Source organism: Flexibacter flexilis DSM 6793 (genome assembly GCF_900112255.1).
GTDB classification, from domain to species: Bacteria; Bacteroidota; Bacteroidia; order Cytophagales; family Flexibacteraceae; genus Flexibacter; species Flexibacter flexilis.
Genome location: NZ_FOLE01000011.1, coordinates 1 through 22,240, shown reverse-complemented (window position 1 = coordinate 22,240; position 22,240 = coordinate 1). Strand labels below are relative to the sequence as shown.

Below are 22,240 nucleotides of genomic sequence, written 5' to 3'. Positions count from 1 at the left end.
TTGAGAAATTAATTAAATACAAATTGCTTTCTCAAAACACTGCTTTAATGAATCAACCTTTCGACCGAATACAAGATACGCTCTCTTACTTTGGGGTAGAGTGTCGGCAGCCCTATTATATTTCTACGGGCAATCAGCTCACCGACTTTCCCGCCGCACCGTTTCGCATGGACTATTACTCTTTGTGCATTTGCTCGCAAGGCCAAATAGAGGTAGAAATTGATAACCGCCTGTGTAGCATCGGCCAAAACGGAATGATGGTGGCCGCCCCGTCCACGATTATTCATTTTTTGGCTTTCAGCAAAGATTTTCGCATGAAGTTGCTTTTTTTTGACAAAAACTTCCTAATGCCCAATGCGTTGGTGTTGGAAGATATTTTTTTGTTACAAAATCGTTCGTATAGCCTCATCGAGAGCCGCGCCACCGAAAGCGAAAAATGCCTCAAACTTTTGCAATATCTGGAGCAAAAAACGCAAGAAACCAGCGTTTACAAAGACGAAATCGTACGGACAATCATTTATTATTTGTTGCTGGAAACGGCAGAACTATTTCAGCAGTCGCCGCAAAAGCAACTTCAGACCAAAAGCGCAACCAAAGACCTTTATTTTCGGTTTGTGGAGCTGGTCAAAACGCAGGCACGCCACCACAAAGACGTGTTATTTTATGCCGAAACACTTTGTATTTCAAGTAAATATCTCATCGAAATTGTACGCAAAAACGCAGGCAAAACGCCCAGCCAAATCATAGACGAAGCCCTACTGAAAGAAGCGTGTTTTTTATTGAACAAAAAACACCTGAACATTTCGGACATTGCCTATGAACTCAACTTTAGTTCGGTGGCGACGTTTAGCCGTTTTTTCAAAAAACACACCCAGCATTCTCCGCAACAGTACCGCGAAAAGCAACCGACTTTGCGCTAAATTTTACGGAATTTGGGCAAACAATTAGTTTGAGCCTGTCGGGTACCTTTGTTATTATCTAAAACAACACAAAGCGTATGAGCTCAACAAACGAAAATAGAAAAGCCTACTTTATTGGCGGCGGCTTGGCCTCTTTGGCGGGTGCGGTGTATCTGCTCGAAGAGGGCGGCTTTAAAGGCGAAAACATTCACATTATCGAAGCTCTCCCGATTTTGGGCGGCAGCAACGACGGTTCGGGCAAAAAACAAGATGGTTTTGTTTGTCGGGGCGGGCGTATGCTCAACGAAGAAACCTATGAAAATTTTTGGGATTTAACCAGCCGTATTCCGTCGCTGGACATACCGAATATTTCTGTAAAAGATGAAATATTGGCATTCGACCACGCCAACCCGACTTACGCCAAAGCCCGACTCATCGACAAAGACAGTAACATTTTGCACGCGCACGACATGGGTTTTAGTAATGACGACCGCCTTCAATTACTCAAACTCTTTTTCACAGACGAAAATACGCTCGATAACATGACGATTCGCGACTGGTTCGGCGAACAATTTTTCACAACCAATTTTTGGTATATGTGGCAAACTACGTTTGCGTGGCAAGAATGGTCGAGTCTGTTTGAGTTCAAACGCTATATGCACCGCATGATTTTGGAGTTTTCGCGCATCGACACGCTCGAAGGCGTAACCCGCACGCCGTACAACCAATATGAATCGGTGATTTTGCCGCTCAAATCGTTTTTAGACAAACATCAGGTAGGTTATTCGCTGCGCAAAACGGTTACGGATTTGCAGTTTGCCGACACCGACAACATCACCGTAACGGGCATAGAATGCCAAAACGCCGACGGCCAAACCGAAGTGATTCGTGTAGCCGAAACGGATTTAGTATTTTTTACAAATGGCTGTATTACAGATAATACCAGCAACGGCGACTATAAAACGCCAGCACATTATTTGCCCGAAAATCCGCCTTCGTTTTTGTTGTGGAAGAAAATAGCCGACAAAAAGCCAAATCGTTTGGGGAATCCGTTGCCGTTTTTCAGCAAACCCGACGAGACCAAATGGTATTCGTTTACGGCTACTTTTTGGGGTGATAAAATGCTACAACTTTTGGAGGAATATTCGGGCAACAAACCTGGTAGCGGCGCATTGATGACGTTCAAAGATTCTTCGTGGCGTATGTCGATTGTGGTAGCCGCGCAACCGCACTTCAAGGCGCAGGGCAGCAACACAACCGTTTTTTGGGGTTATGGCCTGTATCCCGACAAGGTGGGCGATTTTGTCAAAAAACGCATGATAGACTGTACGGGAGAAGAAATCCTGACCGAACTGATTGGGCATTTGCATTTCCAAGAGCATGAGCAAGCAATCAAAGAAAGTGTAATTAATGTTATACCCGTGATGTTGCCTTACATTGATGCGCTGTTTCAGCCACGCGCCAAAGCCGATCGCCCTGCGGTTGTGCCAGTTGGTTCTACGAATTTGGCCATGATTAGTCAGTTTGTCGAAATCGCCGACGATATGGTTTTCACGGAAGAGTATTCGGTGCGTGCCGCACGCTTGGCGGTTTATACGCTTTTGGGGCTGGACAAAGAGGTTTGCCCCGTTACGCCCTACCAAAAACGCCCTGATGTGCTGGCCAAGGCCGTACATACGGCCTACCGCCATTAATTTTATCTATTACCTAACCTCATAGTATAAAAGTAAACCCTTGTAGCTTAATTGTTGCAAGGGTTTACTTTTGTTTTATGAAAATGTGTCATGAAGATTAAGTAATTATTATTTACTATATTCACGGCCATTTTTGGTGCCTTCTGTCTCTATACAATCAATATTGTTTTAATACTATTATTTTCATAACATTATTAACAATAAAATGCTTATAAAGCATTTTACTTAAAACTTATATCCATGTTCTCACAAAAATTACGCAACATCTTTTTCGGGTTGTTGGCCTTGCTTGCCTCTGCCCAAACTCAAGCCCAAGTAGTGATTAGCCAAGTATATGGCGGCGGCGGAAGTGGTGGTGCAACATATCAAAATGATTATGTAGAGCTGCATAATTCTGGCGCAACAACCGCCACGCTTACCAACTGGGCAGTACAATATGCAAGTGCAACAGGTACGAGTTGGACAGTAGGGTCATTTTCTGGAAGTATTCCAGCGGGAGGATATTTTTTAATAAAATTGGGAAATGCTGGAACAGGAGCTGCATTACCTTCTCCTGATTTTACCAGCACTAGCATCAATATAAATGCTACTACAGGTAAAGTAGCATTAACAAATTCAACTACAGCACTTTCTGGGTCAAATCCTGTGGGAGGTGCTACAATAATTGATTTTGTGGGATTTGGTACTGCCAATAGCTACGAAACCGCAGTTGCTCCTGCACCAAGTGTTACGACGGCCATTTTTAGGGCTGCGAATGGCTGTACAGATTCTAACAATAACTCTTCAGATTTTTCGACAGCTACACCTTCGCCGCGCAACTCCCTCTCGACGGCTGTACTTTGTGGAGGAAGTAATAGTATTGGAGCATCGAGCACTCCAAGCAACGTAACATTGGCCAATTGTACGGATGTCCAAAATATCACGGTTACAGGCGTAACGTCAACAGGTACATTTACGAGTGGTAACACTTACACAGCACAACTTTCGGATGCTTCGGGTAGTTTTGCTACACCTTTGGCAACTGCTTCGGTGAGTAGCACAAGTAACACAGTACCAGACATTACTATTAGTGTTCCAGCAGGTACACTTACGGGAACAGGCTACAAAGTACGTGTAGTTTCCTCTAATCCTGCGGTTACAGGTACGGCCAGTGCTGCATTTACCATTACACAAAATGGAGCTTGTAACAGCAATACAACCGACTATTTCCGTAGCCGACAAACAGGCACTTGGGCTACCGCGAGCAACTGGGAAAGCTCTGCGGACGGTATAAGCTGGATTACAGCTACTTTAGCCCCTACTTCTGCGGCTAACACGATTACCATTCAATCGGGGCATAATATTTCTATTACCGCAGCAACTTCATTCGACCAACTCTCTGTAGAGGGAACACTTACATTGAATGCAAACGCCAATACGATTACGATTGCAAACGGCGCAGGCACAGATCTAACGGTTAATAGCGGCGGTATAGTAGAAGTAGCTGGCTCTAATGTAGATAATATTACTTTTACAGGAACTGTTATTGTAAATACAGGTGGTATTGTGCGTTATACGTCAGGAGGTGGAAGTAATATTGCCCAAAAATTAGCAGGAACTTCGACCAATACGAAAGTAGTCTATGCCGACGGTGGGATTTTTGATTGGAATACTGCTTCGCAATTTAGTTCTAACGGCATCACTTATTTTTCTACTTCTAATACTTCTGATATTCCTGTTTTTAGGGTATCGCAGAATGCGGGCAACGTTGGAGCTGGAAACGCGACTGTAATTAATGGATTATTGGAAGTTGCTTCTACAGGGTCGATTACTTTGGCCAATAGTGCAGCCAAAACATTCCGTAATGGAATTAATAATGCAGGTACTCTCACACAAGCAACTTCTTCTGGCGCATTACTTATTACAGGTACTACGGCATATCTAACGGGTACTGGAACTATTAATTTGGCAACGGCAGGTATGAACAGCACTGCAACTACACTTACGTTAGGTGCTAATAAAACGATTAACAACAATGGCGTAACAAGTAACTTTACTGTCAGTAGCGGTACTTTTGAGATGGGAACTTATGGATTAGCTGGAGATGCTAACTTTACGCTTGGCGCAGGTGCAACATTAAAAACAGCACACGCAAATGGTATTGGAGCGGTAGCCATGACAGGCACTAATACGTTTACTGCTGGCGCAAGTTATGAGTTTAATGGTACTTCGTTACAAACAATAAACAACCCAACGGGCATTTCTGCCGCTAATTTTACAGTGAACAATAGTGCAGGTGCTAAACTTAGTAACAGCATTACGGTTGCCAACTCGGCATTGCTCACGGCAGGCAGTTTAGATCTCAATAGCTATAACCTTGATTTGTCCACTACAGGCCTATTATCAGAAAATCGTGCTAGCAACTATTTGGTAGTAGATAATACTTCGGGCTTGAGCCAATCCAACAAAGGCGGTTATGTGCGTGCCAGCAGCCGTAGTACGGACGGAACACTTACAGAAGTGGCAGGTTTGGGCATTTCGCTCACTGATGCAGGTACGGTAAGTATAGACCGTTACCATTATGCACCAACTGGTTCTATCAATAAAGTATATGAAATAACGGGTACGCCTTCTAATTCTACCATGAAAATAGAATTTGCTACTACGGAATTAGGTTCACTTTCGGCCAGCAGCAACTTGCATTTATATCGTTATGATGGCTTGAGCATGTGGGAAGATAAAGGCGGTGTTTGGACAGATGCGGCAGTAGATTACGTAACACTGACTGGCGTAACGGCCTTTTCTCCTTGGACGGTTGGCGACCAAAGTCTTTTGCCTGTTACGCTTTCGCGCTTTTCGGCTTTACGTAAAAACACTGACTTAATTCAACTTACGTGGGCTACAGCTTCCGAAACTCACAACAAAGGATTTGGTATTGAGCAAAGTTTTGACGGAAACATTTTCCAGCACATCGGATTTGTGGAAGGTGCAGGCAACAGCCGCCAAACCAAAGAATATAGCTACACACTGCGCAACTCACAAGCGGCTTATTATCGTCTGCGCCAAACCGACAACGACGGGAAGATTTCCTATACGGCTACACGCTGGGTGAGTGGCACAAAAGAGCCCGTAAATATTTATCCGAACCCTGCTAAAGGTTTGTTTACATTCCAAGTAGGCAACGCAGACGCAAATACTGAAGCACATATTACCAATACGTTGGGTCAAATTGTTTGGCAAGGCGTTTCGGGTCAAATAGAGGCAAGTCATTGGCCTAAGGGTGTGTATTTCTTGCATTTCAACCATCAGGGAGAAGCAAGAACCGAAAAAATTATTATTGAGTAAATTTTATTATTTTGAATAGCAAAATCCTCTTATGGCTTTCGGGCTGTGAGAGGATTTTTGTATTTTGGGGAACAAATAAACGTAACTCTTATGCCATTTCTTCCCGACCGTGTCAGGGCAATGCTTGCCGATGTGCCCAATGTAACCGAAAAACAAATGTTTGGCGGCTTGGCTTTTATGGTCAATGACAAACTGTGCGTGTGTGCCTACGAAAATGAAATTCTTTGCCGTCTTGACCCTGCTTTGCAGGAAGAAGCCGCCGAGCAGCACGGCTGCCGCCTCATGCACTCCAATGGCCGCACGTACAAAGGCTATATTTATGTAAACGAGCAAATTCTTAGGCAGGAAAATCAGCTCCAATATTGGGTAAATCTTTGTTTGGAGTTTAACCAATATGCCCAAAAGTCAAAAAGGTAATTATGCCTTCACAAGGCAAAAAAATCCCATCAATTTACACACAGAAACCCTTCCGCCAAAATATTTATTGTGATGAGCAAAAGAGTCCAAATTTGGGCATTTTGTCCGTGTGTACAGCTTCTACGTTGCTGACCAATGCTATTTACTGGTTGCAACGAACCCACCACCGTCTGCGAATCACTAAATTTTATTCTTTAGCACAATCGTTTTTATTTGAAAAGTCATGGCTGCTATTCTTTGTTCTAAGAACAAAGAATAGCAGCCATGACGGTAATACACTAAAAATGTATTATCGTACAAAAACTCTGTAAGTATTGGTTTCGTTGGCAGCGCGTACTTGCACCAAATAAACGCCTTGCGATAAGGCTGGCGGCGCAACACTGCTTACACTTCCTGTATTTACCGCTAAATTGGTTTGGTAAACACTACGTCCCATGGCATCTGTGTAGAATAATTCTACCTCTGACAATGGCGTTTCAGTCGCTACCAAAGTCGCTGTTCCTTCTGCAGAAAAGGACACAGACAAGGCTTGTGAAAGTGATTGATGTGTAGCTACGGCGCGGCTGTAAGTCAGCTTACCATCATAGTCATATTGCGCCAAACGATAATAAACGATACCATTATTTTGTTCGTGGTCAGTATATGTGTACGATGTTGTGCTATTGCTATTGCCCATACCTTTTACTTCTGCAATGGCCTTATAAGTTTGGCCGTCACCTGAGCGTTCTACCATGAAATGACTATTGTTGGTTTCTGAAGCCGTAGCCCAAAGCAGCGTAACGCCTGATTTGGCTATTACTGATTTCAAATAAAGCAAGGTAACAGGCAAAACATTTTGATTTCCAAATCCATTACAGTTGTTAGGACAAATTACATTACCATCTGCCGCCGTCCATACATCAGTGCCTCCTATACTAATTAAGGTACTGCTTCCACCACCTGTACTTTTAGTAATTGTACTTGGCGAATTCATAATTACCCCAGAACCTGCGGGCAAATTCAATTTCCTTCCATTCACAAAATGTAATTCTCCATAATTTTCAATCCGAACAGGAGAACCAACAATCGTAATTTGTGCATCTACGTTCACCACATGGCCTGCTTGAATGATGATAATATCTCCGCCAATAGGAATACGTCCACACGACCAATTAAGAGGATTAGTCCAGTTTCCACTTCCATTAGAGGTACAAGTAGCTGCCAGAACTAACGTGGGAACAAATAAAATAAGCACTATACAAAACAATTGTGTAAAAAGCGAAATACGCATAGCCAATAAATTTTAATGTGTGATGCAACCGTTTTTTTTAAAACAATAAAGTATTGGGCAGAGTAGGCAGGAGGAATTTAGCAACAAATATTTATTTCACTTATATACTCATTATCAATATAAGGTAAATAAATATTCAATTAAGTATATTTTTGTCGTATAAAATTTATATTAGGTGCTCACAAACGTGAAAATGATTATCAATAGTGCCAATGATAACACCCAAATAGCATATGCTGGACACCTCCAACATTAGCAACTAATAGACAAAAATAACTATACAAAGATAATTATAAAAACAATAATTTTGCAGGCAAATAGGTGAAATCTACTTAATAGTTCGGCTGAAATTCAAATAAAAACATACATTAAGAATGGATAGATAATTATTGTTTTATTTAAAAAAACAACCTTAATAACATCATTGATCTCATGACTACCAATGTTGCCCTATGCCCTACTCGCTTCTCGAAACACTGCTTTTGACTAGTCATGCTAAAGCCAAACACTGAGTACCGAACAGTTGCGGCAATGGCTAGCAAGCAAAATGACACGCTATCAGATGCCTGCCCAAATCGTGTTGGCGCATAGGTTGGCACTAACGGCAGTCGGCAAAATTAATCGAAAGGAAATAAAAGCAAATCCACTATATTAGCCTTTCCATTATATCGTTTCCCAAAAAATATATAAAATGCTGGATTTAGAATCAATTTTAGAAAAAGAATTGCCCGCCATCTGGGACAAACTCAAAGCCAAAGGCATAGACATCGTAAGCGACGAAGATAACATTCGATTGATGATGGAAAAAGCCTACGAAATGTTGCCGACACCCGTGCGCTTGGTAGTAAAGCGAGACACATTCATCAATTTCGCCTTAGAGCACAAAGACAAAATTTTGCCCGAAAAGCCCAAGCCCACCAAAAAGAAAATCACTGCCACCGCAACCAGCAAAACCACTACCGCAGCCAAAAAAGAGACAGCCAAACCAGCGGCCACCAAAACACGCAAAAAGACAGACTAAGGCCAAAAGTTTTGATACCTTTGCGGCCATGTTGTTGGAAGTAGAAAACATCTCAAAAAAATACGAAAATGCCCTTACGCCTGCCGTGTCGGGCATTTCATTTACCTTAGACGAAGGCCAATGGCTCGGACTCATTGGCGAAAGTGGTTGCGGAAAAAGTACATTGTTACGGATTTTGGCAGCACTAGAAGAACCCGACACGGGCTTGATTCGTTTGAATGGGAAAAAAGTATTGAGTCCCGCGTGGAAATTAATTGCGGGCCACTCAGACATCAAACTCGTGCATCAGGACTACCAACTCATGCCGCGCCACACGGTTTGGGAAAATATCGCGTACAGTTTGCGTGCCTACAAACCCGAATATCAGCGCAAGCGCGTCGGGGAACTGATAGAACGTTGCAAACTCGATAACCTTTCCGACAAACTGCCCGCGCAACTTTCGGGCGGCCAACAACAGCGCGTAGCCTTGGCGCGTTCTTTGGCCGAAATTCCGATGGTTTTACTCTTGGATGAGCCTTTCAGCAATTTGGATTATACTCACAAAAATGCTGTACGTCAGCAAATTGTGGAAATGATACGCGAAAACGGGACAACCGTCATTTGGGTAACACACGACACCGCCGAAGCCCTCGCCTTCCCCGATACACTCGCCCTCATGCGCGACGGCCAATGGTTACAAACTGGCACGCCGCAAACCCTTTACCATCAACCCAACAGCGAATACGCCGCCAATTTTTGGGGAAATGCCAACATCGTAGCCGCTGACGCACTGGCGCAAATATGGCCTCAGTTTTCTATTTTTCAACAAAAAACTGGCAATGTGTGTCTTCGTTTTGAGCATTTGGAATTGCAACCCAATCCCACGGCCAACACGGCACAGGCACGCTTGCTACAAACCCGATTTTTGGGACATTACTACGAAATAGATTTATTGTTGGGGGAAAATTTGCGCCTGACAGCCAAAGCGAACACCCTACCCAACAACCATTTATTATACGCAACTTTTCACCCCGACACTTTGATATGGCTATAAAAAAACCTAAAAACTGGGTAGCCTCTACCCTGCTCTGTTGCGGCTTGCTGGCAGGCTGCTACCAACAACCACCCAAACAGAAAGCTGTAACACAAAATACTGATTTAGAGCCTTTTCTTAAAAAATTCAAAACATTGCCTTTGCCGCTTTTAGAATCAGATTTTTTTATGATGCAAGCAGGCAAAGCCATCACGCAACCCGAAATTTCGCGCTACGAGTTGGGCAAGCAAGACACGCTTTGGGCGATAGGCAAAGTCTATGACACGCGTAAATTTTCGGGAGTTATTTGTCAAGAAAAAATCCCGCACGGTAAACAAACGCGCCTAACCACCTTGGCCAAAGATGGCAGCAAAATTTCGCAATTGCTCCTAACCAAAGAAGTACAAGCCGAAGGAATGGACGATTGGCGTGCCGAAATCACCAACAATATGCACATTTTCGTTACGCACCGACATTTTACCACCGACGGGCAAGCCGTAGCCAAAACCCGCATGGAATATTTGCTTGGCGAAAATGGCGTAATCGGGCTACTCACCCAAAAAACAGACACGCTGCCCTTAGAATGACAAAAAGCCGCCTTCCACTTTTGTAGCAGAAGGCGGCTTTTTCTATTTTCTTTCTCCAAAAATTAATCAACCAAAATACCAGTGTTCGGGATTTGGTCAATTTTTACGGGAGCTTCACCATCTTTGAACGCAGCACGTGGGCGCAAATTCAAAGTTTGGAACAATTCTTTATCAGCATCTACCTCAGGATTTGGCGTAGTAAGCAATTTATCACCCGCAAAAATCGAGTTAGCACCCGCCATAAAACAAAGTGCTTGTTCTTCTTGGCTCATGCGCACGCGGCCAGCCGAAAGGCGAACCATTGCTTTTGGCATAATGATACGCGCCGTCGCAATCATACGCACCATTTCCCATACCGAAACGCGAGGTTGTTCTTCCATTGGCGTACCTTCTACGGGCACAAGGGCGTTTACTGGTACAGATTCTGGGTGTTCGGGCATGGTTGCCAACGTGTGCAACAAACCGATACGGTCTATGTGTGTTTCGCCCAAACCAATGATACCACCCGAACAAACCGCAATGCCCGACTTGCGCACGTGCTGGATAGTGTCCAGACGGTCGTCGTAAGTGCGAGTCGTAATTACTTTATCGTAATGCTCTTCGCTGGTGTCAAGGTTATGATTGTAGGCATAAAGGCCAGCATCTTTCAATTTTTGGGCTTGGTCTTCGGTAAGCATACCCAAAGTACAGCAAACTTCCATACCCATTGAGTTTACGCCTTTCACCATTTCCAGCACGTTGTCAAAGTCTCGATTGTCGCGCACTTCGCGCCAAGCCGCACCCATACAAAAACGTGTACTGCCGCTATCTTTGGCGTTACGCGCTGCGTCCAACACTTCGTTTACGGGCATAAGTTTGTGTACTTTTACGTTGGTGTGATAACGTGCCGCTTGCGGACAGTAGCCACAATCTTCTGGGCAACCGCCTGTTTTTACAGACAAAAGCGTACAAACTTGTACTTCTTGCGGGTCGTTATATTCGCGGTGCGTCGTGGCAGCTCTGTAAATCAAATCCAAAACTGGAGAATTGTATATTTCAGCGATTTCTTCGCGAGTCCAATCGTTGCGGATAACTGTTTTGCTCATCGTTGTTTTTTAATTATGTGTAAAGTAAAAATATAGCTCAAATTTGATTTAAACCCTGTTTTTCGGACGAACCGAAAAATAGTAGGTAACATTGGTAGGTAAATTTTTTTAGGCTTGCGCCCAAAAAAATTTTCTTCTCCAAAGGGTCAGTTACTTACTTAATTCTTTCCCAGCATTAGCCGTGTTTCTGCATGTGCTTTTTGTTCTGTCAATAATAGATTTTTTACAAACTCAAGCTCTTTTTTGTAAAACTCAAGTTCTTCTTGAACCTTCTCTTTGGTAGCCTGCCATTCTTCGCGAATGGCACTATTATTAGTCCTGTAAGTATCTGTACTTACATTATCCTGACACTGCGCTAAAAGTTCAGGCAGTGTCATACCTAATATTTCCGCGTATTTTTCCAGTGTTTGGCTTGTAAAGTTGTCCCTCGCGAAATCCTGATAAACAGTTTGGCGTGTTTTATTCAGTTTTTCGGCAACAGTAGTAATACTGATATTTTTTTCTTTACACAACTGCTTGATTACTAATCCTATATGTTTCATACTGAAAAATATTTACATTTTTTTATTATGAATACTTGCAATGTAAGTATATATACTACATATTTGTAATGCAAACACTTACACGTTAATACAAATATGGTGTATTGCATTACAAATGTAACAACAAATTTCATTCCAAAAAAGCGTATGGCACGAGATACATTTAACGTAACAATTTCTTTGCCAAAGGCAATAGAATTGGATTACAAAAAATTAAAAAAGCAAAAAAGATTAGCATTGAGTCAGATCGTAACCGAATCGCTACGAAACCAGTACCCCGAAATCAAAGAAGCGTTGGAGGCTAAACAGGTGTAGTGTATGCGTAGAGCTAAAAGAAGAACAACCCCCAAACCAAGAAGTCGAGGGTTGTCGAGAGTAAGGCCAAATGCTCAATCAATCAATAACTTGTCCGAGCGTGTAACCAATGATAGTGCCAATCAAAGTGCCAGTAGTACAATTGTCGATAATGCAGCACTTACCCAAGAGAACGACAGTAATCAAGCAAGCGACAGTAATAAAACCTTGATAAATAAGATTTTGCTTGTGTTTTCGGGTGCGGTAATTGGTGGCTTGTTCGTAGCGGCTTGCAGCAATTCGGGCGGCCTCAGTTCGGGCGGCACTTTTAGCGGCGGCAGCATCAGAAGCAGACGTGTTTTTTTGGTTAAAAAAGTCTCTTACAGATTCCACGACAAAGCCCGCCAAAGAAACCCAATCTTCAGGCGATTTGGCGGAAAAATTAGTTTTCTCATTGGCTTTGTTACCGCTTTGGTTCTGGTCGGTTTTGCTCATTTTCTTATAAGATTTAAAAGTTAAAATTTGAACAATAGTAAGAAATGAAAGAGACAAAACAAAGTAAATCCATAAGGATATTTTTGGCTTTTCAACAGTAAATACTATGGAAAACAAAGAAAAACCCGCCTACACGGAATCGGAAAAGCTACTCAGATTAGAGTGTTTGAAATTGGCACGGGTTGAGTATAGCGGACAATCCTCACTACCAAGCCCACGGATAGCAGAAGAGTTTTACGAATGGGTAACTAATCCAGCCTACGAACACCCGAATCAACAAACTGTAACGGACTGGATAAACGGAGTTAAGCCGTATGGAGAAAGAGCCTAAAGGCCGTAAGCCCAAAAAGGAAGAAAGTAGCCGCGTTATATCTGTTAGTCGTTGGTATTTTACTTCTACTGATTACAGTGTCCTAAATCAGATTTTGGCCTATAAAGTCAAAAAACAACGTCGAAAATCAATTTTCACATTTTAAAAATACAAAATTATGAGTAAGGACAAAGAAAAAGCAACCCCCGAAAAAGAAGGGTTGCAGTTGGTTGAAAATGCAAATACTGATGTTTCGTTACGCCTTAGATGCTTAGAAATGGCAGCAGGCGCAGGCGACATTTTAAGCAAGATGCACGAAGCCAAAACTATGTATAACTGGATTGTTGGTTGTGAAAAACCAAGCAAACCAATTAAGCAATAACGGCAAGTGCACTGACAGGGATTTTTACGGATTCTATGTTATTTCCCTTGCTGTGATAACAAACAGCCATTTCAACATCTATTCCATCTAATGTTTCTGTGTATTTGTAGCCAACTGTAAATGTAGGTGCTGAATTAACTTCTGCTACTTCATCACTAAGCAGCCTAACAACATTTCCTTCTTCGATTTCATTCATTTTAATCGGGATTTTGAGGTTTGAGAAAATTTAAAGCCTTAGCTCCTACTAAGGCTACTCAAACCTAAGAATTTCAATAATTCAAAGCAAGCGTTAAACTATACGAATAAAAACAACCTCAAAAATAAATTTTCACAACCCCCCCCCTTATAAAAAATGGAAAATCAAATTATCAAACCAGCGTATTGCCTTAAAGAATTAGACAATTTGGCAAAACGCCTATCCTTGTATAGTGATAGCGAAATTGCAATTAAAGACCCTGACGAAATTACTATTTGTCATATCAACATAGAGGGTGAAGATAGCAATTATATTGCTAGACACTTATCTCGTATAGCTGACAAGGCCAAAGATATTGGCATTCGTTTTCTTTCTATTAGGTATGGTTACGGACGAGTGAACAAACCTATTGTTTTGTATTTGGCCGACGAGGTGCCAGAAAAACAAGCGCAATCCGAACAAGCCAATGCCTTTGATTCACCATCTCAATTGTTCGGGGAAATGTCGCAAGAAGCTAAACGGAAAGGTTACGCAGTTATGCACGCTTTCTTATCTGAAATAGTGCCTGTATTAGACGAGTTCAAGGAGGAAATAGCCGCCCGAATGAATACAACCGTTTTTCGTTTTGATGAAGATGAATAACGAAGCCAAATACCTAACTATCAACTTAACCGCCGCACAAGGCGCAGTACTTGCTGAGCAGTATGTAAGAGTGGTTAAGAAAGAAAAGTGTATTAATGCTTCTTTCGCTTTTGAACTACAAAGAGGTTCGTGCAGGGAGATTTTAGGTGCGAAAATAAGGAAGTATAATGCAGATATTCAGCTTGTATCACCAACGGTAATTGTACCTATTCGAGTTACTTATATTCAATTTCTTTGGCTTATCGAAGTGGCTAATTATTGGGAGACTATAAACGAAAACTTCAATCCGAAAACAGACCTAAGAGCAAGCATATTGCTTGCAGCCAAACACGCAAGCGAAAGGCATTTTCGCTTTAAATATGCCTTAAAAAAAGAACCATATTATGGCACTTTATGTGGTGATTAATATATGAAACGAATCAACAAAGCCGCAGTAATTGAGTATTTGCGCACGCTCCCTACTCCACTAAAAACAGAGGTAGCCAACTTGTACGCATCGCAATTCAAATCGACAACAGGCGCATATACAACAGCCTTAAGCAGGGGTACATTTGGCCGTTTGGAATTAGAATTTTTGGCTAAGTATTTGGTAAAAAACGAAGCAGACGAGGAGAGTATTTACCCGCCACCGCCACCAAAAATACAGCTATCTCCCGAGCTTTCGAGGTATTTTATTTTAAAATCAATACCCAAATCATTATTGGAAAATAACTAAATCATCTCATAAATGAAAAATCAATCTAAAATCCCCAACCCGAACCGCCCGCCTTAGTAGTTTGTGTGTTGCTGTGTGCCTACCTTGAAGTTATTCGGGCACACGGAGTAGAAGGTTTCAGAATTTTGCGCACAAGTGCATTTATTTTAAGTGCACTTGTGTAAAAAAAGCCCAAATACAGACGTAAACGGGCTTTAAACTTAAATATTAAAAGTATGTATATTGAATATTTTAAAATGCAAAGCAAAGGTAAAAAATTTTCTCTTGACCTGCAAAAAATGAGTCAAGAAATAGCCAAAGAATTGGCTATTTGTTTAGAAAAACGCGGTTTTATGGTTGAATTTGTTAATGTAAATTAGTATGGCAAAAGTATTATTAGCAATCGACATTGCAGACGCGCTTGTATTGCGCAATCATATTAATAATATATTGGATTCGGAGGAATCAGATAGTCTTCAAAATATCTTATTAGACCTACAATCTGGTATTGATATTTACGACATACACACAAAGACAGAATTTTCCGAGCAGATGCGCATTTTATTAGAAAATGCAGGTGAAATAATTACAACCCAAACCGACCAAAAGCCATGACTCAATTTATATTTTCAACTAAAGAAGTTGATTTTTTTAAATCTGCTTTATTGGATAAAATAAAAGAACCTATTGCAGGTGTTTTGTATGGCAAACTTAACGATAATTGTTTAATTTCCCTAACGGAAGAAGAAATTAATTATCTCAAAAATGTAGCCGACACGGAGTATTTGGAAAGGTCAAAAGGCCGCGCGTTTGAATTGCGTTATACGCAAACCACGACTTTACGCAAGATAGCCATGATGGCAGCCAATGACACAGAAAAACAGGCTTTAGTAAAATTAACCAACATTCAATTTTCACTTTTTTAGTCATGCAAATAACTACACGCCCAAGCCTGCTACACGCGCCAATTATTGGCAATGCAGCTAATGTAATTTGTAATAATACAATTGGTAATAATACGGCTACTAATGTTGTTTTTCGGGCTAAAAAAAGCCCGAAAACAGCCGTAACGGAAATGTTCGATTTGCTCAAAACGCGCATCGCTGAGTATAATTTTACTTGCAAATTATTGCGTCATACAATCAGAGGTACATTTTTAACGGCCATCAAAAATGTAGTTAATCTCTTTGCGGCCTCTTTTTCACAATTACAAGATTATTACGTGGAATTTAGTACGGCCATGTTAGCGGGTGCAATGAACCAGAGCACCGACAGTGCAGCGCGTCACATCAAAAAAATGTTAGTGTTAGGTTTCTTGCAAGAAACTGACATTGCGCCAACGCATAGGCATTTTGCACGATTCAACACAGTTTATAAGGTGGACTTGACGGCCATCAATAGCGAGGCTATTGTAAAGCTCATAGAGCAGGAAAAAGAAGACGACATCAACCCCAATCTTGGATTAGTCAAAAAGCACAGGAAGCCACGCAAGCAAGTACAGACCGAGCCAGTGGAGGGAGAGCCAGTGCAGGCAGTAGAAGCAACCACAACAGAAGCAACCACAGTTACAGGCCAACAACCCGCCGAACTGATAGCCGTGCAAGAAGCAGAAGTGGTATTTGTTGAAGCAGGAGACGACGGCGACGGCCAAAGCCTGTACGAGTACTATATGACAGACGAAGAGGCCGCCCAAAGCCCATACGTTAGCCCCGCGAAATTTGAGGCATCAAATCAAAGCCCTTGTATTGCCGTTCCTGTGTACTGTGTTATGCCATTCTACGCGAATTTAACACAGCTTAACCGAAAAATTGAAATTCTCACTAATCAACTGAAAATCAACGACACTTCTTTTTGCATATACCGCAATTTGCGGCACATATTAAATAGTAACTTTTCAAAAGTAAAAGGTATTACATATAAAAAACTATTTAATAGTAACTAAGCGGTGGATATGTGGATAAGTCTCGGACTGTTAAAAAACTGAAATGAAAATTGCCCTTTAACGGCTTAAAGTTTAACATTTTTGCAGTGTTATGAATTGAGTTTTGCGACTAAGGACTTTTTTACAAAAAAAATAACAGGGGGCGGGGCGCGGCGGCCACATAGACCGCAAAAACAATGCGTACAGTGTAATGTTTTGTTAAACTCGCCGACTACAGAGGCCAAAGGGGCGCAAAAGCATGTAGCACTGCAATTATAGCCCTTTTTGGTGGTTTCTCCAAATTTTAATTCCAATCCTATGCTAATTTCTGATAAAAAAGCAGGGCGCGTGTTATTGCCGTCCAGCGAGAGCGATTCCCTTTTTGTAATGCAATTGTATTATAACGAGAATCATTATAAGAGTAAAACGCAAAACATTGCCCGTTTCTGGTCTATGGACTTTGAAGACGAAAGAAACGGAACAATGCAATACGAGACCCTGAATGAATACAATGGATACATCAAGTTTATCCAATACGTTCAAAAACTCAATGTTTCGGGCAGGCTTTGGAGGGCTTTTATATACTACAATACAATTTTAGACCCCAACGGCAAACCCGAACTAATAACAGGTTTTGCAGGCACGAAGCCCAAAAACTTCTTAACCCAAACCGAAGCGTACAGCGGCCTGACAATGGAGCAGGTGCAAACGAGCCGCACGATATGCACCGACGCACCAGCCGCCCCGATTGAATTAGATTTTGGCCAAAAGGCAGTGCAGCCGCCGCAGGCAGTCGAGGCCATCACACGCACGATTAATCAATTTCAAAACCATTATTAGCCATGTGGAATCTACTAAATAAAATCAATCTATTAAGCAGCTTTGCCGCATTTTGTTACGGGCTGTTTTTGGGTGCAAGCCTTATGTTTTTTGCAGCCATTTTATATACTGATTATTTTAAATTTTAATCCTTTTTTTATGCAAAACCAAACAACAACAGACGTTTACGAAAACGCACCAACCGCCGCACAAGGTGTGGTTATTTTGAATAAAATTATCCCTGCATTGCGTGCGTTTCAAAAAATGACACAAAATAGTATTAATACTTATTTTGCGCACTACCACAATAAAGGATATAAGGGCGATATAAAGTATATCGCAAAAAAAATTCAACAAAATAAAAAAGAAATAGCTAACGTGTATTGCAACTTAGATTACAACAACCAAACCGCTTTTTTTCGTGTTTTAAGCTTGCCATTATCCGAACCGATGCAAGATATATCTGAATGGCACGACGACCCAGAGCTTGGAAAAGTAGTTGCTTTCTACGAAAATAACGCAAAGCAGCCATACAAATACAGGCCAATAGAAACTGTTTTGTTGCATAAGTTTTGCCTCTTTTCACTCAATCACAGTAGCGTTTCTTCTTTGGATTTTTCGTGTTCTATTTACAAGGAATTAGGCTACAAAAAATCCTGTATTAACTTTAAAGGTTGGGCAGATTATTGGTTGTTTCTACAAAACAACAAGCAGGCAGCCGCGACAGGCGCACAAGAAGAATTTGTTCATTATTTAATCAATTATAAATAAAATCAAGCATTATGATAAATGCAGGTTTATTCTCTTTTTTAGCCATTCCAGACAAATTAAGCAATCAGCAAGCTGTTGGTTTTATAAGGGATAATTACCCTAATATGAAGTGTTTGGGCGAAGTTGACAAGTTTAATCCTGAAAAATTTGGCGTGAGTAAAAAAGAATTTGAGGAGTTAAGAATTAAATACAAAATTACGTCAAGTCATTACTTTGGTAGTCCTGTGTATTACGTTTTTCTTTCTTAAACTATCACACTTTTATGTATTTTTTAGGTTCGTTGTTGGAGTTTGAAAAAGCCGCAATAGAGCTTTGATTTAATTATAAAATAACCCATGCAAACAGTATTTATTTATGGCAAAGTTTTACCCTCTAAAGTACGAGCTTCAACCAGAACACAGGGAAGTGGTGGAATTATTCAATGTCTCCCAGATTATTTCTATCAGAGAAATAGATACAGAAGAAGTTCTTGTTGGTAGATTTGCCGTGGAAAGAAGATTAGAATCCAAGTATTTAAGGGTTTTGGTTAAAAAGGAAGAACGCGAATTTTACGTGTTTTTTTCAGGAACATTGTTAGAGTTTGAAAAAGCCGCAATAGAGCTTTGATTTAATCACAAAATAACCCATGCAAATAGTATTTATTTATGGCAAAATTTTATCCTCTACATTTCGGTTCGGACGAAAGCGAAAAAGAGAATATAGCAGAGTTGTTTAATCCCTCTCAAATCCTGAGAATAGAAACAGTGGAAGACGAAAATAAAATATATTTATGCCTTGCTGTTTCTTATTCAGGAAGGGAACTATTTATGTATTTTTTCGGGGATGTTGAAGACCTGACAAAAGCCGCAATAGAGCTTTGATTTAAACAAAAAAAAGCACCCGTAACAGGGTGTTTTTTTTGTTTAAAAACATTATATTTACGTTAATTTAATCATCAAAAAATTACAATGCAAATGAAAGTATTACCTAATCACATTTATCAAATGGATATTTTAGAAGGCATTAAATATTTGCCTGATAAATCCATCAAAACAATTATAGCCGACCCGCCGTATTTTTTGGGAATGACACACAACGGGCAGAAAGGCTCTTTTGTTGATTTGGCCATTTGTGCCCCCTTTTTTTCGCAATTGTTCGCACAATTCAAAAGAGTATTACAAGACGACGGAGAAGTATTTTTTTTCTGTGATTTTAGAAGTTACGCATTTTTTTATCCTATATTCAATTCTGTTTTAAAGCAGAAAAATTTAATTGTTTGGGATAAAGGAAATATGGCAGGCAATCACTACAATTTTTCACATGAATTTATAATATTCGGCACAAAAGAAGGTTGCAATATTAATCGGGGCGGTTCTAATGTATGGAAAAAGCGCAGGGTTTAGTTCGGGCGCAAAGAAAACCAACGGCGAAAAGGTGCACGACACGCAAAAGACGATTGAGGTTATTACAAAGATTATTATAGACAGCACGCAGGAAGGGGACACTGTTCTTGATGCGTTTGCAGGCAGTGCCACAACATCACTGGTGAGCCGTGAGCTTAATCGTAATATTTACGCCTTTGAATTGGATTTAAAGAATTTTGAAATAGCACGAAAGAGGGCTATGCAGGGTTTGGTGGTGCAACCTAATTTCTTTAGAGTATAATCGAAATATCAAAAAAATACCTACGTTATGAGTACAAAAAATAAAGGAGTTGCTGCTTTTGTTTTAGCCTTTTTAGCTGCAATTTTACATAGTCTTTTCCAGCGAAATAGGCGAAAAAACATAAGTTGGCTAACCAATAAAACCAATATAGATATATGGTTTAAACCCGAAGAAGGAACAAAGGCCGCTTCTTTAGCGTCCAATACGGCAACTATAAGCAAAATAGATGGCTTTGCGTTCAATGGCAAGATTTACAAAGTATCAGACGGCACTACCGTTACCATTAACGAAGATAGTACAATTACTTACAGTGTGGTTTATGCTGATGTGTTAGAGTTAGTAGCCTATCCTTTTAGAACAAAACCATTAAAGAGCCCTCCAGACGAGGGATGGAACGACCTTTTCAATAAAATAAAATAACCATGAATAATAAAGTAGTAGCGTTCAGTCCTTACGCGTGTGTAGTTTGGATTTTATCATTTTATTTTTTGGCATATACTTTTGGATACACCCCAGCCAGCGACCCCAAAACACTGACAGGGTATGAGTTACATCACCTTGTCAGTGTAGGTTTACTTGCGGCGACAATAGTATCACTTATTTTTTTTGTAAGGCAATTATTCATAAAAAAGACCATAACAAAAGAGTTTGTTGTGTTTTTTATCGGATTAACCGCCCTTGTATTGTTTTTTGCGTACAGTAATGTATTTAATTGGTACGCAGATTAAAAATATATTACCTGTACCTATATAAAAAAAGCCCCGTTTTTGGGGCTTTTTTTATGGCTTACTACCAAAAGGTCCGAGCGCGTCCACGATTAAAGATACTTCTTTGGGTGTGAACATTTTTCGGCGACCAATATTTACAATATCTTTTATTCGTGCGTGTACAGATTTGAAATCCCTGAAATTATACGCTTCTGTTATTTGGGCTTTACTCATAGCAGTAAAGTTAAAGTTATTGGCTTCTTTTTCTTTCATGGCATTAGGTAAACAATGTTAAAGCGGATTAAAACGGAAAATAACGGAAAATAGGGAACGAAAGGAGACGAAAGCGGACGTAATCGGAAACGTTATTTTTTCGGAATATACCTTTGCATTCAACAATACAGCACGACAAAACAAAGATACAAGTTTCACTTAAAAAAAGCATTCACAATATGAAAAAATAATAAAGACAATGGCAAAAAATATTGTCGGTAAAATATTAGGGCTTGGATTGATAATAGCCTTATTAATGGCAGTTTGGGAATACCTGCAAAAAGCATTCAGAGCCGACCAATTAAAGCCGCTTATTTCGAGTTTTTCGGTGGGTAAATTAGGGTTTTCATCAATCCAAAGTTTGCCGCTAAAAGTAGTAATGGCTATTTCTAATTTCTCCCCTACTTTATATAATTTACAACAAATTCAAGTAGAGATTTATGATAAAGACGGGACTAAATTATTAGCAAGCCAAGATGTACCACTTACGCAAGGCGTTAGCTTGCAACCCAATGCTCAAACATTAATACCTGAGCTAAATTTTAGCGTATCTAACGCCAATGTGGTACAATATCTATTTTCGGGAGACAAGATAAAAGCAGCCGAAACCATGCTAAAATTAGCCATTGGGCAAAAGGCGGGTTTGACTTTAAGGGTAAAAGGATTTATTAGAGCCGAAGGGCTTAAAATACCACTAAATGAGGAGGTTAGTATATGACAATAACAACTAACAATCTTTCAAAAGTGAGTAAACCTTCAGGTTTGGCCATCAAATTAAGCGATAGAGCAGACGCAGGGCAAACAGTAGGATTTTTGTTTGAAGACATCGAAAAAAACGCCGAACAATTGCGGCCATTATTGGCCAATGTAGCGGTTTACGATGCAAACGGAATACTGCTTTTAAATCAAACTTTGCGCAAACTTTGGGATTTTTGCAGGAAACATATTGAATATAAATTTGACCCAAAAAACCAAGAGGTTTTGTATTCGCCGCGCCGAGTTTGGCATCAGAAATTTGGAGATTGCGACGACCAAACGAAGTTTTTACTTTGCTTTTTATTTATGCTCAAAATTCCGTTTAAAATTCGGATTGTAGGCTACAATAAAAACAGGGGATTTGCGCACGTTTTTCCCGTTTCTTGGACAGAAAATGGCAAAGAAATTATCTTGGATTATGTACCCGAATGCCAATATTTTGGCCACACGCCACCCTATTTATTTTACAAAGACTTTCACAAAAA

Annotated in this window: 34 protein-coding genes; 28 read left to right on the top strand and 6 right to left on the bottom strand. The window is 40.5% G+C overall.

Annotated features, from left to right (window positions below; genetic code table 11):
- Positions 1 to 47 precede the first annotated feature (47 nt).
- The 4 genes from BM090_RS15600 to BM090_RS15585 all read left to right on the top strand — a co-directional run bounded on the left by BM090_RS15600 (position 48) and on the right by BM090_RS15585 (position 6,334).
- A complete protein-coding gene (locus tag BM090_RS15600) occupies positions 48 to 920 on the top strand; it encodes a helix-turn-helix domain-containing protein (RefSeq protein ID WP_091515570.1) in 873 nt (290 codons plus the stop codon).
- A gap of 77 nt (positions 921 to 997) precedes the next feature.
- Positions 998 to 2,593: an oleate hydratase gene (locus tag BM090_RS15595; RefSeq protein WP_091515567.1), complete on the top strand. Its 1,596-nt coding sequence runs from the start codon at positions 998 to 1,000 to the stop codon at positions 2,591 to 2,593.
- A 240-nt stretch (positions 2,594 to 2,833) separates the two neighbouring features.
- Entirely contained in the window at positions 2,834 to 5,917 is a 3,084-nt protein-coding gene (locus BM090_RS15590; protein ID WP_091515564.1) for a T9SS type A sorting domain-containing protein, read from the top strand.
- A 90-nt stretch (positions 5,918 to 6,007) separates the two neighbouring features.
- Positions 6,008 to 6,334, top strand: coding sequence for a TfoX/Sxy family protein (locus tag BM090_RS15585; RefSeq protein WP_091515560.1), 327 nt, complete (start codon positions 6,008 to 6,010; stop codon positions 6,332 to 6,334).
- A 289-nt stretch (positions 6,335 to 6,623) separates the two neighbouring features.
- On the opposite strand, the gene BM090_RS15580 is transcribed toward BM090_RS15585, so the two are convergent.
- The gene (locus BM090_RS15580; protein ID WP_091515556.1) at positions 6,624 to 7,604 is read right to left on the bottom strand and encodes a T9SS type A sorting domain-containing protein; all 981 of its coding nucleotides are present in this window, start codon (positions 7,602 to 7,604) and stop codon (positions 6,624 to 6,626) included.
- Positions 7,605 to 8,295: 691 nt separating this feature from the next.
- Between BM090_RS15580 and BM090_RS15575 the strand changes: the two genes are divergently transcribed.
- From BM090_RS15575 to BM090_RS15565, 3 genes are read left to right on the top strand one after another with little or no spacing between them, the layout of a single operon-like run.
- Positions 8,296 to 8,625, top strand: a complete 330-nt coding sequence (locus BM090_RS15575) for a hypothetical protein (protein WP_091515552.1) — start codon at positions 8,296 to 8,298, stop codon at positions 8,623 to 8,625.
- Between the two features lie 28 nt (positions 8,626 to 8,653).
- Positions 8,654 to 9,658, top strand: coding sequence for an ABC transporter ATP-binding protein (locus tag BM090_RS15570; protein ID WP_091515549.1), 1,005 nt, complete (start codon positions 8,654 to 8,656; stop codon positions 9,656 to 9,658).
- On the top strand, positions 9,649 to 10,224 hold the full coding sequence (locus BM090_RS15565) for a hypothetical protein (RefSeq protein ID WP_091515545.1): 576 nt from the start codon (positions 9,649 to 9,651) through the stop codon (positions 10,222 to 10,224). The genes BM090_RS15570 and BM090_RS15565 overlap by 10 nt, the downstream gene beginning before the upstream one ends.
- 62 nt (positions 10,225 to 10,286) lie before the next feature.
- Here the strand turns inward: BM090_RS15565 and bioB are convergent, their stop codons facing one another.
- Positions 10,287 to 11,309 (bottom strand): biotin synthase BioB, encoded by a 1,023-nt coding sequence (gene bioB, locus BM090_RS15560; protein WP_091515541.1) that lies wholly within the window; start codon positions 11,307 to 11,309, stop codon positions 10,287 to 10,289.
- A 158-nt stretch (positions 11,310 to 11,467) separates the two neighbouring features.
- Positions 11,468 to 11,851: a helix-turn-helix domain-containing protein gene (locus tag BM090_RS15555; RefSeq protein WP_091515537.1), complete on the bottom strand. Its 384-nt coding sequence runs from the start codon at positions 11,849 to 11,851 to the stop codon at positions 11,468 to 11,470.
- Between the two features lie 147 nt (positions 11,852 to 11,998).
- Here BM090_RS15555 and BM090_RS18485 point away from each other — a divergent pair, with 147 nt between their 5' ends.
- Entirely contained in the window at positions 11,999 to 12,166 is a 168-nt protein-coding gene (locus BM090_RS18485) for a hypothetical protein (RefSeq protein WP_177199968.1), read from the top strand.
- A 78-nt stretch (positions 12,167 to 12,244) separates the two neighbouring features.
- On the opposite strand, the gene BM090_RS15545 is transcribed toward BM090_RS18485, so the two are convergent.
- A complete protein-coding gene (locus BM090_RS15545) occupies positions 12,245 to 12,640 on the bottom strand; it encodes a hypothetical protein (RefSeq protein ID WP_091515531.1) in 396 nt (131 codons plus the stop codon).
- Positions 12,641 to 12,746: 106 nt separating this feature from the next.
- Here BM090_RS15545 and BM090_RS15540 point away from each other — a divergent pair, with 106 nt between their 5' ends.
- A complete protein-coding gene (locus BM090_RS15540; protein ID WP_091515528.1) occupies positions 12,747 to 12,971 on the top strand; it encodes a hypothetical protein in 225 nt (74 codons plus the stop codon).
- Between the two features lie 157 nt (positions 12,972 to 13,128).
- On the top strand, positions 13,129 to 13,332 hold the full coding sequence (locus BM090_RS15535) for a hypothetical protein (RefSeq protein WP_091515524.1): 204 nt from the start codon (positions 13,129 to 13,131) through the stop codon (positions 13,330 to 13,332).
- Here BM090_RS15535 and BM090_RS15530 read toward each other — a convergent pair.
- Positions 13,322 to 13,528: a hypothetical protein gene (locus tag BM090_RS15530; protein ID WP_091515521.1), complete on the bottom strand. Its 207-nt coding sequence runs from the start codon at positions 13,526 to 13,528 to the stop codon at positions 13,322 to 13,324. The genes BM090_RS15535 and BM090_RS15530 overlap by 11 nt on opposite strands.
- A gap of 156 nt (positions 13,529 to 13,684) precedes the next feature.
- On the opposite strand from BM090_RS15530, the gene BM090_RS15525 reads away from it, so the two are divergent.
- The 16 genes from BM090_RS15525 to BM090_RS15455 all read left to right on the top strand — a co-directional run bounded on the left by BM090_RS15525 (position 13,685) and on the right by BM090_RS15455 (position 20,747).
- Positions 13,685 to 14,170, top strand: a complete 486-nt coding sequence (locus tag BM090_RS15525) for a hypothetical protein (protein WP_091515516.1) — start codon at positions 13,685 to 13,687, stop codon at positions 14,168 to 14,170.
- The gene (locus tag BM090_RS15520; RefSeq protein WP_143084007.1) at positions 14,163 to 14,576 is read left to right on the top strand and encodes a hypothetical protein; all 414 of its coding nucleotides are present in this window, start codon (positions 14,163 to 14,165) and stop codon (positions 14,574 to 14,576) included. The genes BM090_RS15525 and BM090_RS15520 overlap by 8 nt, the downstream gene beginning before the upstream one ends.
- A gap of 3 nt (positions 14,577 to 14,579) precedes the next feature.
- Positions 14,580 to 14,885 carry a hypothetical protein gene (locus BM090_RS15515; protein WP_091515508.1) on the top strand — a complete coding sequence of 102 codons (306 nt, stop codon included), beginning with the start codon at positions 14,580 to 14,582 and terminating at the stop codon, positions 14,883 to 14,885.
- Positions 14,886 to 15,100: 215 nt separating this feature from the next.
- Positions 15,101 to 15,244: a hypothetical protein gene (locus BM090_RS18480; RefSeq protein ID WP_177199967.1), complete on the top strand. Its 144-nt coding sequence runs from the start codon at positions 15,101 to 15,103 to the stop codon at positions 15,242 to 15,244.
- Between the two features lies 1 nt (position 15,245).
- On the top strand, positions 15,246 to 15,479 hold the full coding sequence (locus BM090_RS15510; protein WP_091515504.1) for a hypothetical protein: 234 nt from the start codon (positions 15,246 to 15,248) through the stop codon (positions 15,477 to 15,479).
- Positions 15,476 to 15,790 (top strand): hypothetical protein, encoded by a 315-nt coding sequence (locus tag BM090_RS15505; protein ID WP_091515501.1) that lies wholly within the window; start codon positions 15,476 to 15,478, stop codon positions 15,788 to 15,790. The genes BM090_RS15510 and BM090_RS15505 overlap by 4 nt, the downstream gene beginning before the upstream one ends.
- 2 nt (positions 15,791 to 15,792) lie before the next feature.
- Complete coding sequence (locus tag BM090_RS15500) at positions 15,793 to 16,806, top strand: hypothetical protein (RefSeq protein ID WP_091515497.1); 1,014 nt, start codon at positions 15,793 to 15,795, stop codon at positions 16,804 to 16,806.
- 297 nt (positions 16,807 to 17,103) lie between these two features.
- Complete coding sequence (locus tag BM090_RS15495) at positions 17,104 to 17,625, top strand: hypothetical protein (protein ID WP_091515493.1); 522 nt, start codon at positions 17,104 to 17,106, stop codon at positions 17,623 to 17,625.
- Positions 17,626 to 17,763: 138 nt separating this feature from the next.
- Complete coding sequence (locus BM090_RS15490; protein ID WP_143084006.1) at positions 17,764 to 18,375, top strand: hypothetical protein; 612 nt, start codon at positions 17,764 to 17,766, stop codon at positions 18,373 to 18,375.
- A gap of 11 nt (positions 18,376 to 18,386) precedes the next feature.
- Positions 18,387 to 18,623, top strand: a complete 237-nt coding sequence (locus tag BM090_RS15485) for a hypothetical protein (protein ID WP_091515488.1) — start codon at positions 18,387 to 18,389, stop codon at positions 18,621 to 18,623.
- A 106-nt stretch (positions 18,624 to 18,729) separates the two neighbouring features.
- Positions 18,730 to 18,981: a hypothetical protein gene (locus BM090_RS15480; protein ID WP_091515484.1), complete on the top strand. Its 252-nt coding sequence runs from the start codon at positions 18,730 to 18,732 to the stop codon at positions 18,979 to 18,981.
- 38 nt (positions 18,982 to 19,019) lie between these two features.
- Positions 19,020 to 19,235 carry a hypothetical protein gene (locus tag BM090_RS15475; protein WP_091515481.1) on the top strand — a complete coding sequence of 72 codons (216 nt, stop codon included), beginning with the start codon at positions 19,020 to 19,022 and terminating at the stop codon, positions 19,233 to 19,235.
- A gap of 87 nt (positions 19,236 to 19,322) precedes the next feature.
- Positions 19,323 to 19,757 carry a DNA methyltransferase gene (locus tag BM090_RS18925; protein ID WP_091515479.1) on the top strand — a complete coding sequence of 145 codons (435 nt, stop codon included), beginning with the start codon at positions 19,323 to 19,325 and terminating at the stop codon, positions 19,755 to 19,757.
- Positions 19,732 to 20,019 carry a DNA methyltransferase gene (locus tag BM090_RS18860; RefSeq protein ID WP_091515476.1) on the top strand — a complete coding sequence of 96 codons (288 nt, stop codon included), beginning with the start codon at positions 19,732 to 19,734 and terminating at the stop codon, positions 20,017 to 20,019. Before BM090_RS18925 ends, BM090_RS18860 begins: the two co-directional genes overlap by 26 nt.
- A 27-nt stretch (positions 20,020 to 20,046) precedes the next feature.
- Positions 20,047 to 20,439: a hypothetical protein gene (locus tag BM090_RS15460; protein WP_091515472.1), complete on the top strand. Its 393-nt coding sequence runs from the start codon at positions 20,047 to 20,049 to the stop codon at positions 20,437 to 20,439.
- 2 nt (positions 20,440 to 20,441) lie between these two features.
- The gene (locus tag BM090_RS15455; RefSeq protein WP_091515468.1) at positions 20,442 to 20,747 is read left to right on the top strand and encodes a hypothetical protein; all 306 of its coding nucleotides are present in this window, start codon (positions 20,442 to 20,444) and stop codon (positions 20,745 to 20,747) included.
- A gap of 51 nt (positions 20,748 to 20,798) precedes the next feature.
- Here BM090_RS15455 and BM090_RS15450 read toward each other — a convergent pair whose 3' ends face one another.
- Positions 20,799 to 20,999, bottom strand: a complete 201-nt coding sequence (locus BM090_RS15450; RefSeq protein ID WP_091515466.1) for a hypothetical protein — start codon at positions 20,997 to 20,999, stop codon at positions 20,799 to 20,801.
- Between the two features lie 199 nt (positions 21,000 to 21,198).
- Here BM090_RS15450 and BM090_RS15445 point away from each other — a divergent pair, with 199 nt between their 5' ends.
- Entirely contained in the window at positions 21,199 to 21,717 is a 519-nt protein-coding gene (locus BM090_RS15445; RefSeq protein ID WP_091515463.1) for a hypothetical protein, read from the top strand.
- A 26-nt stretch (positions 21,718 to 21,743) separates the two neighbouring features.
- On the top strand, positions 21,744 to 22,240 hold a 497-nt coding region (locus BM090_RS15440), incomplete at its 3' end, for a hypothetical protein (protein ID WP_177199965.1).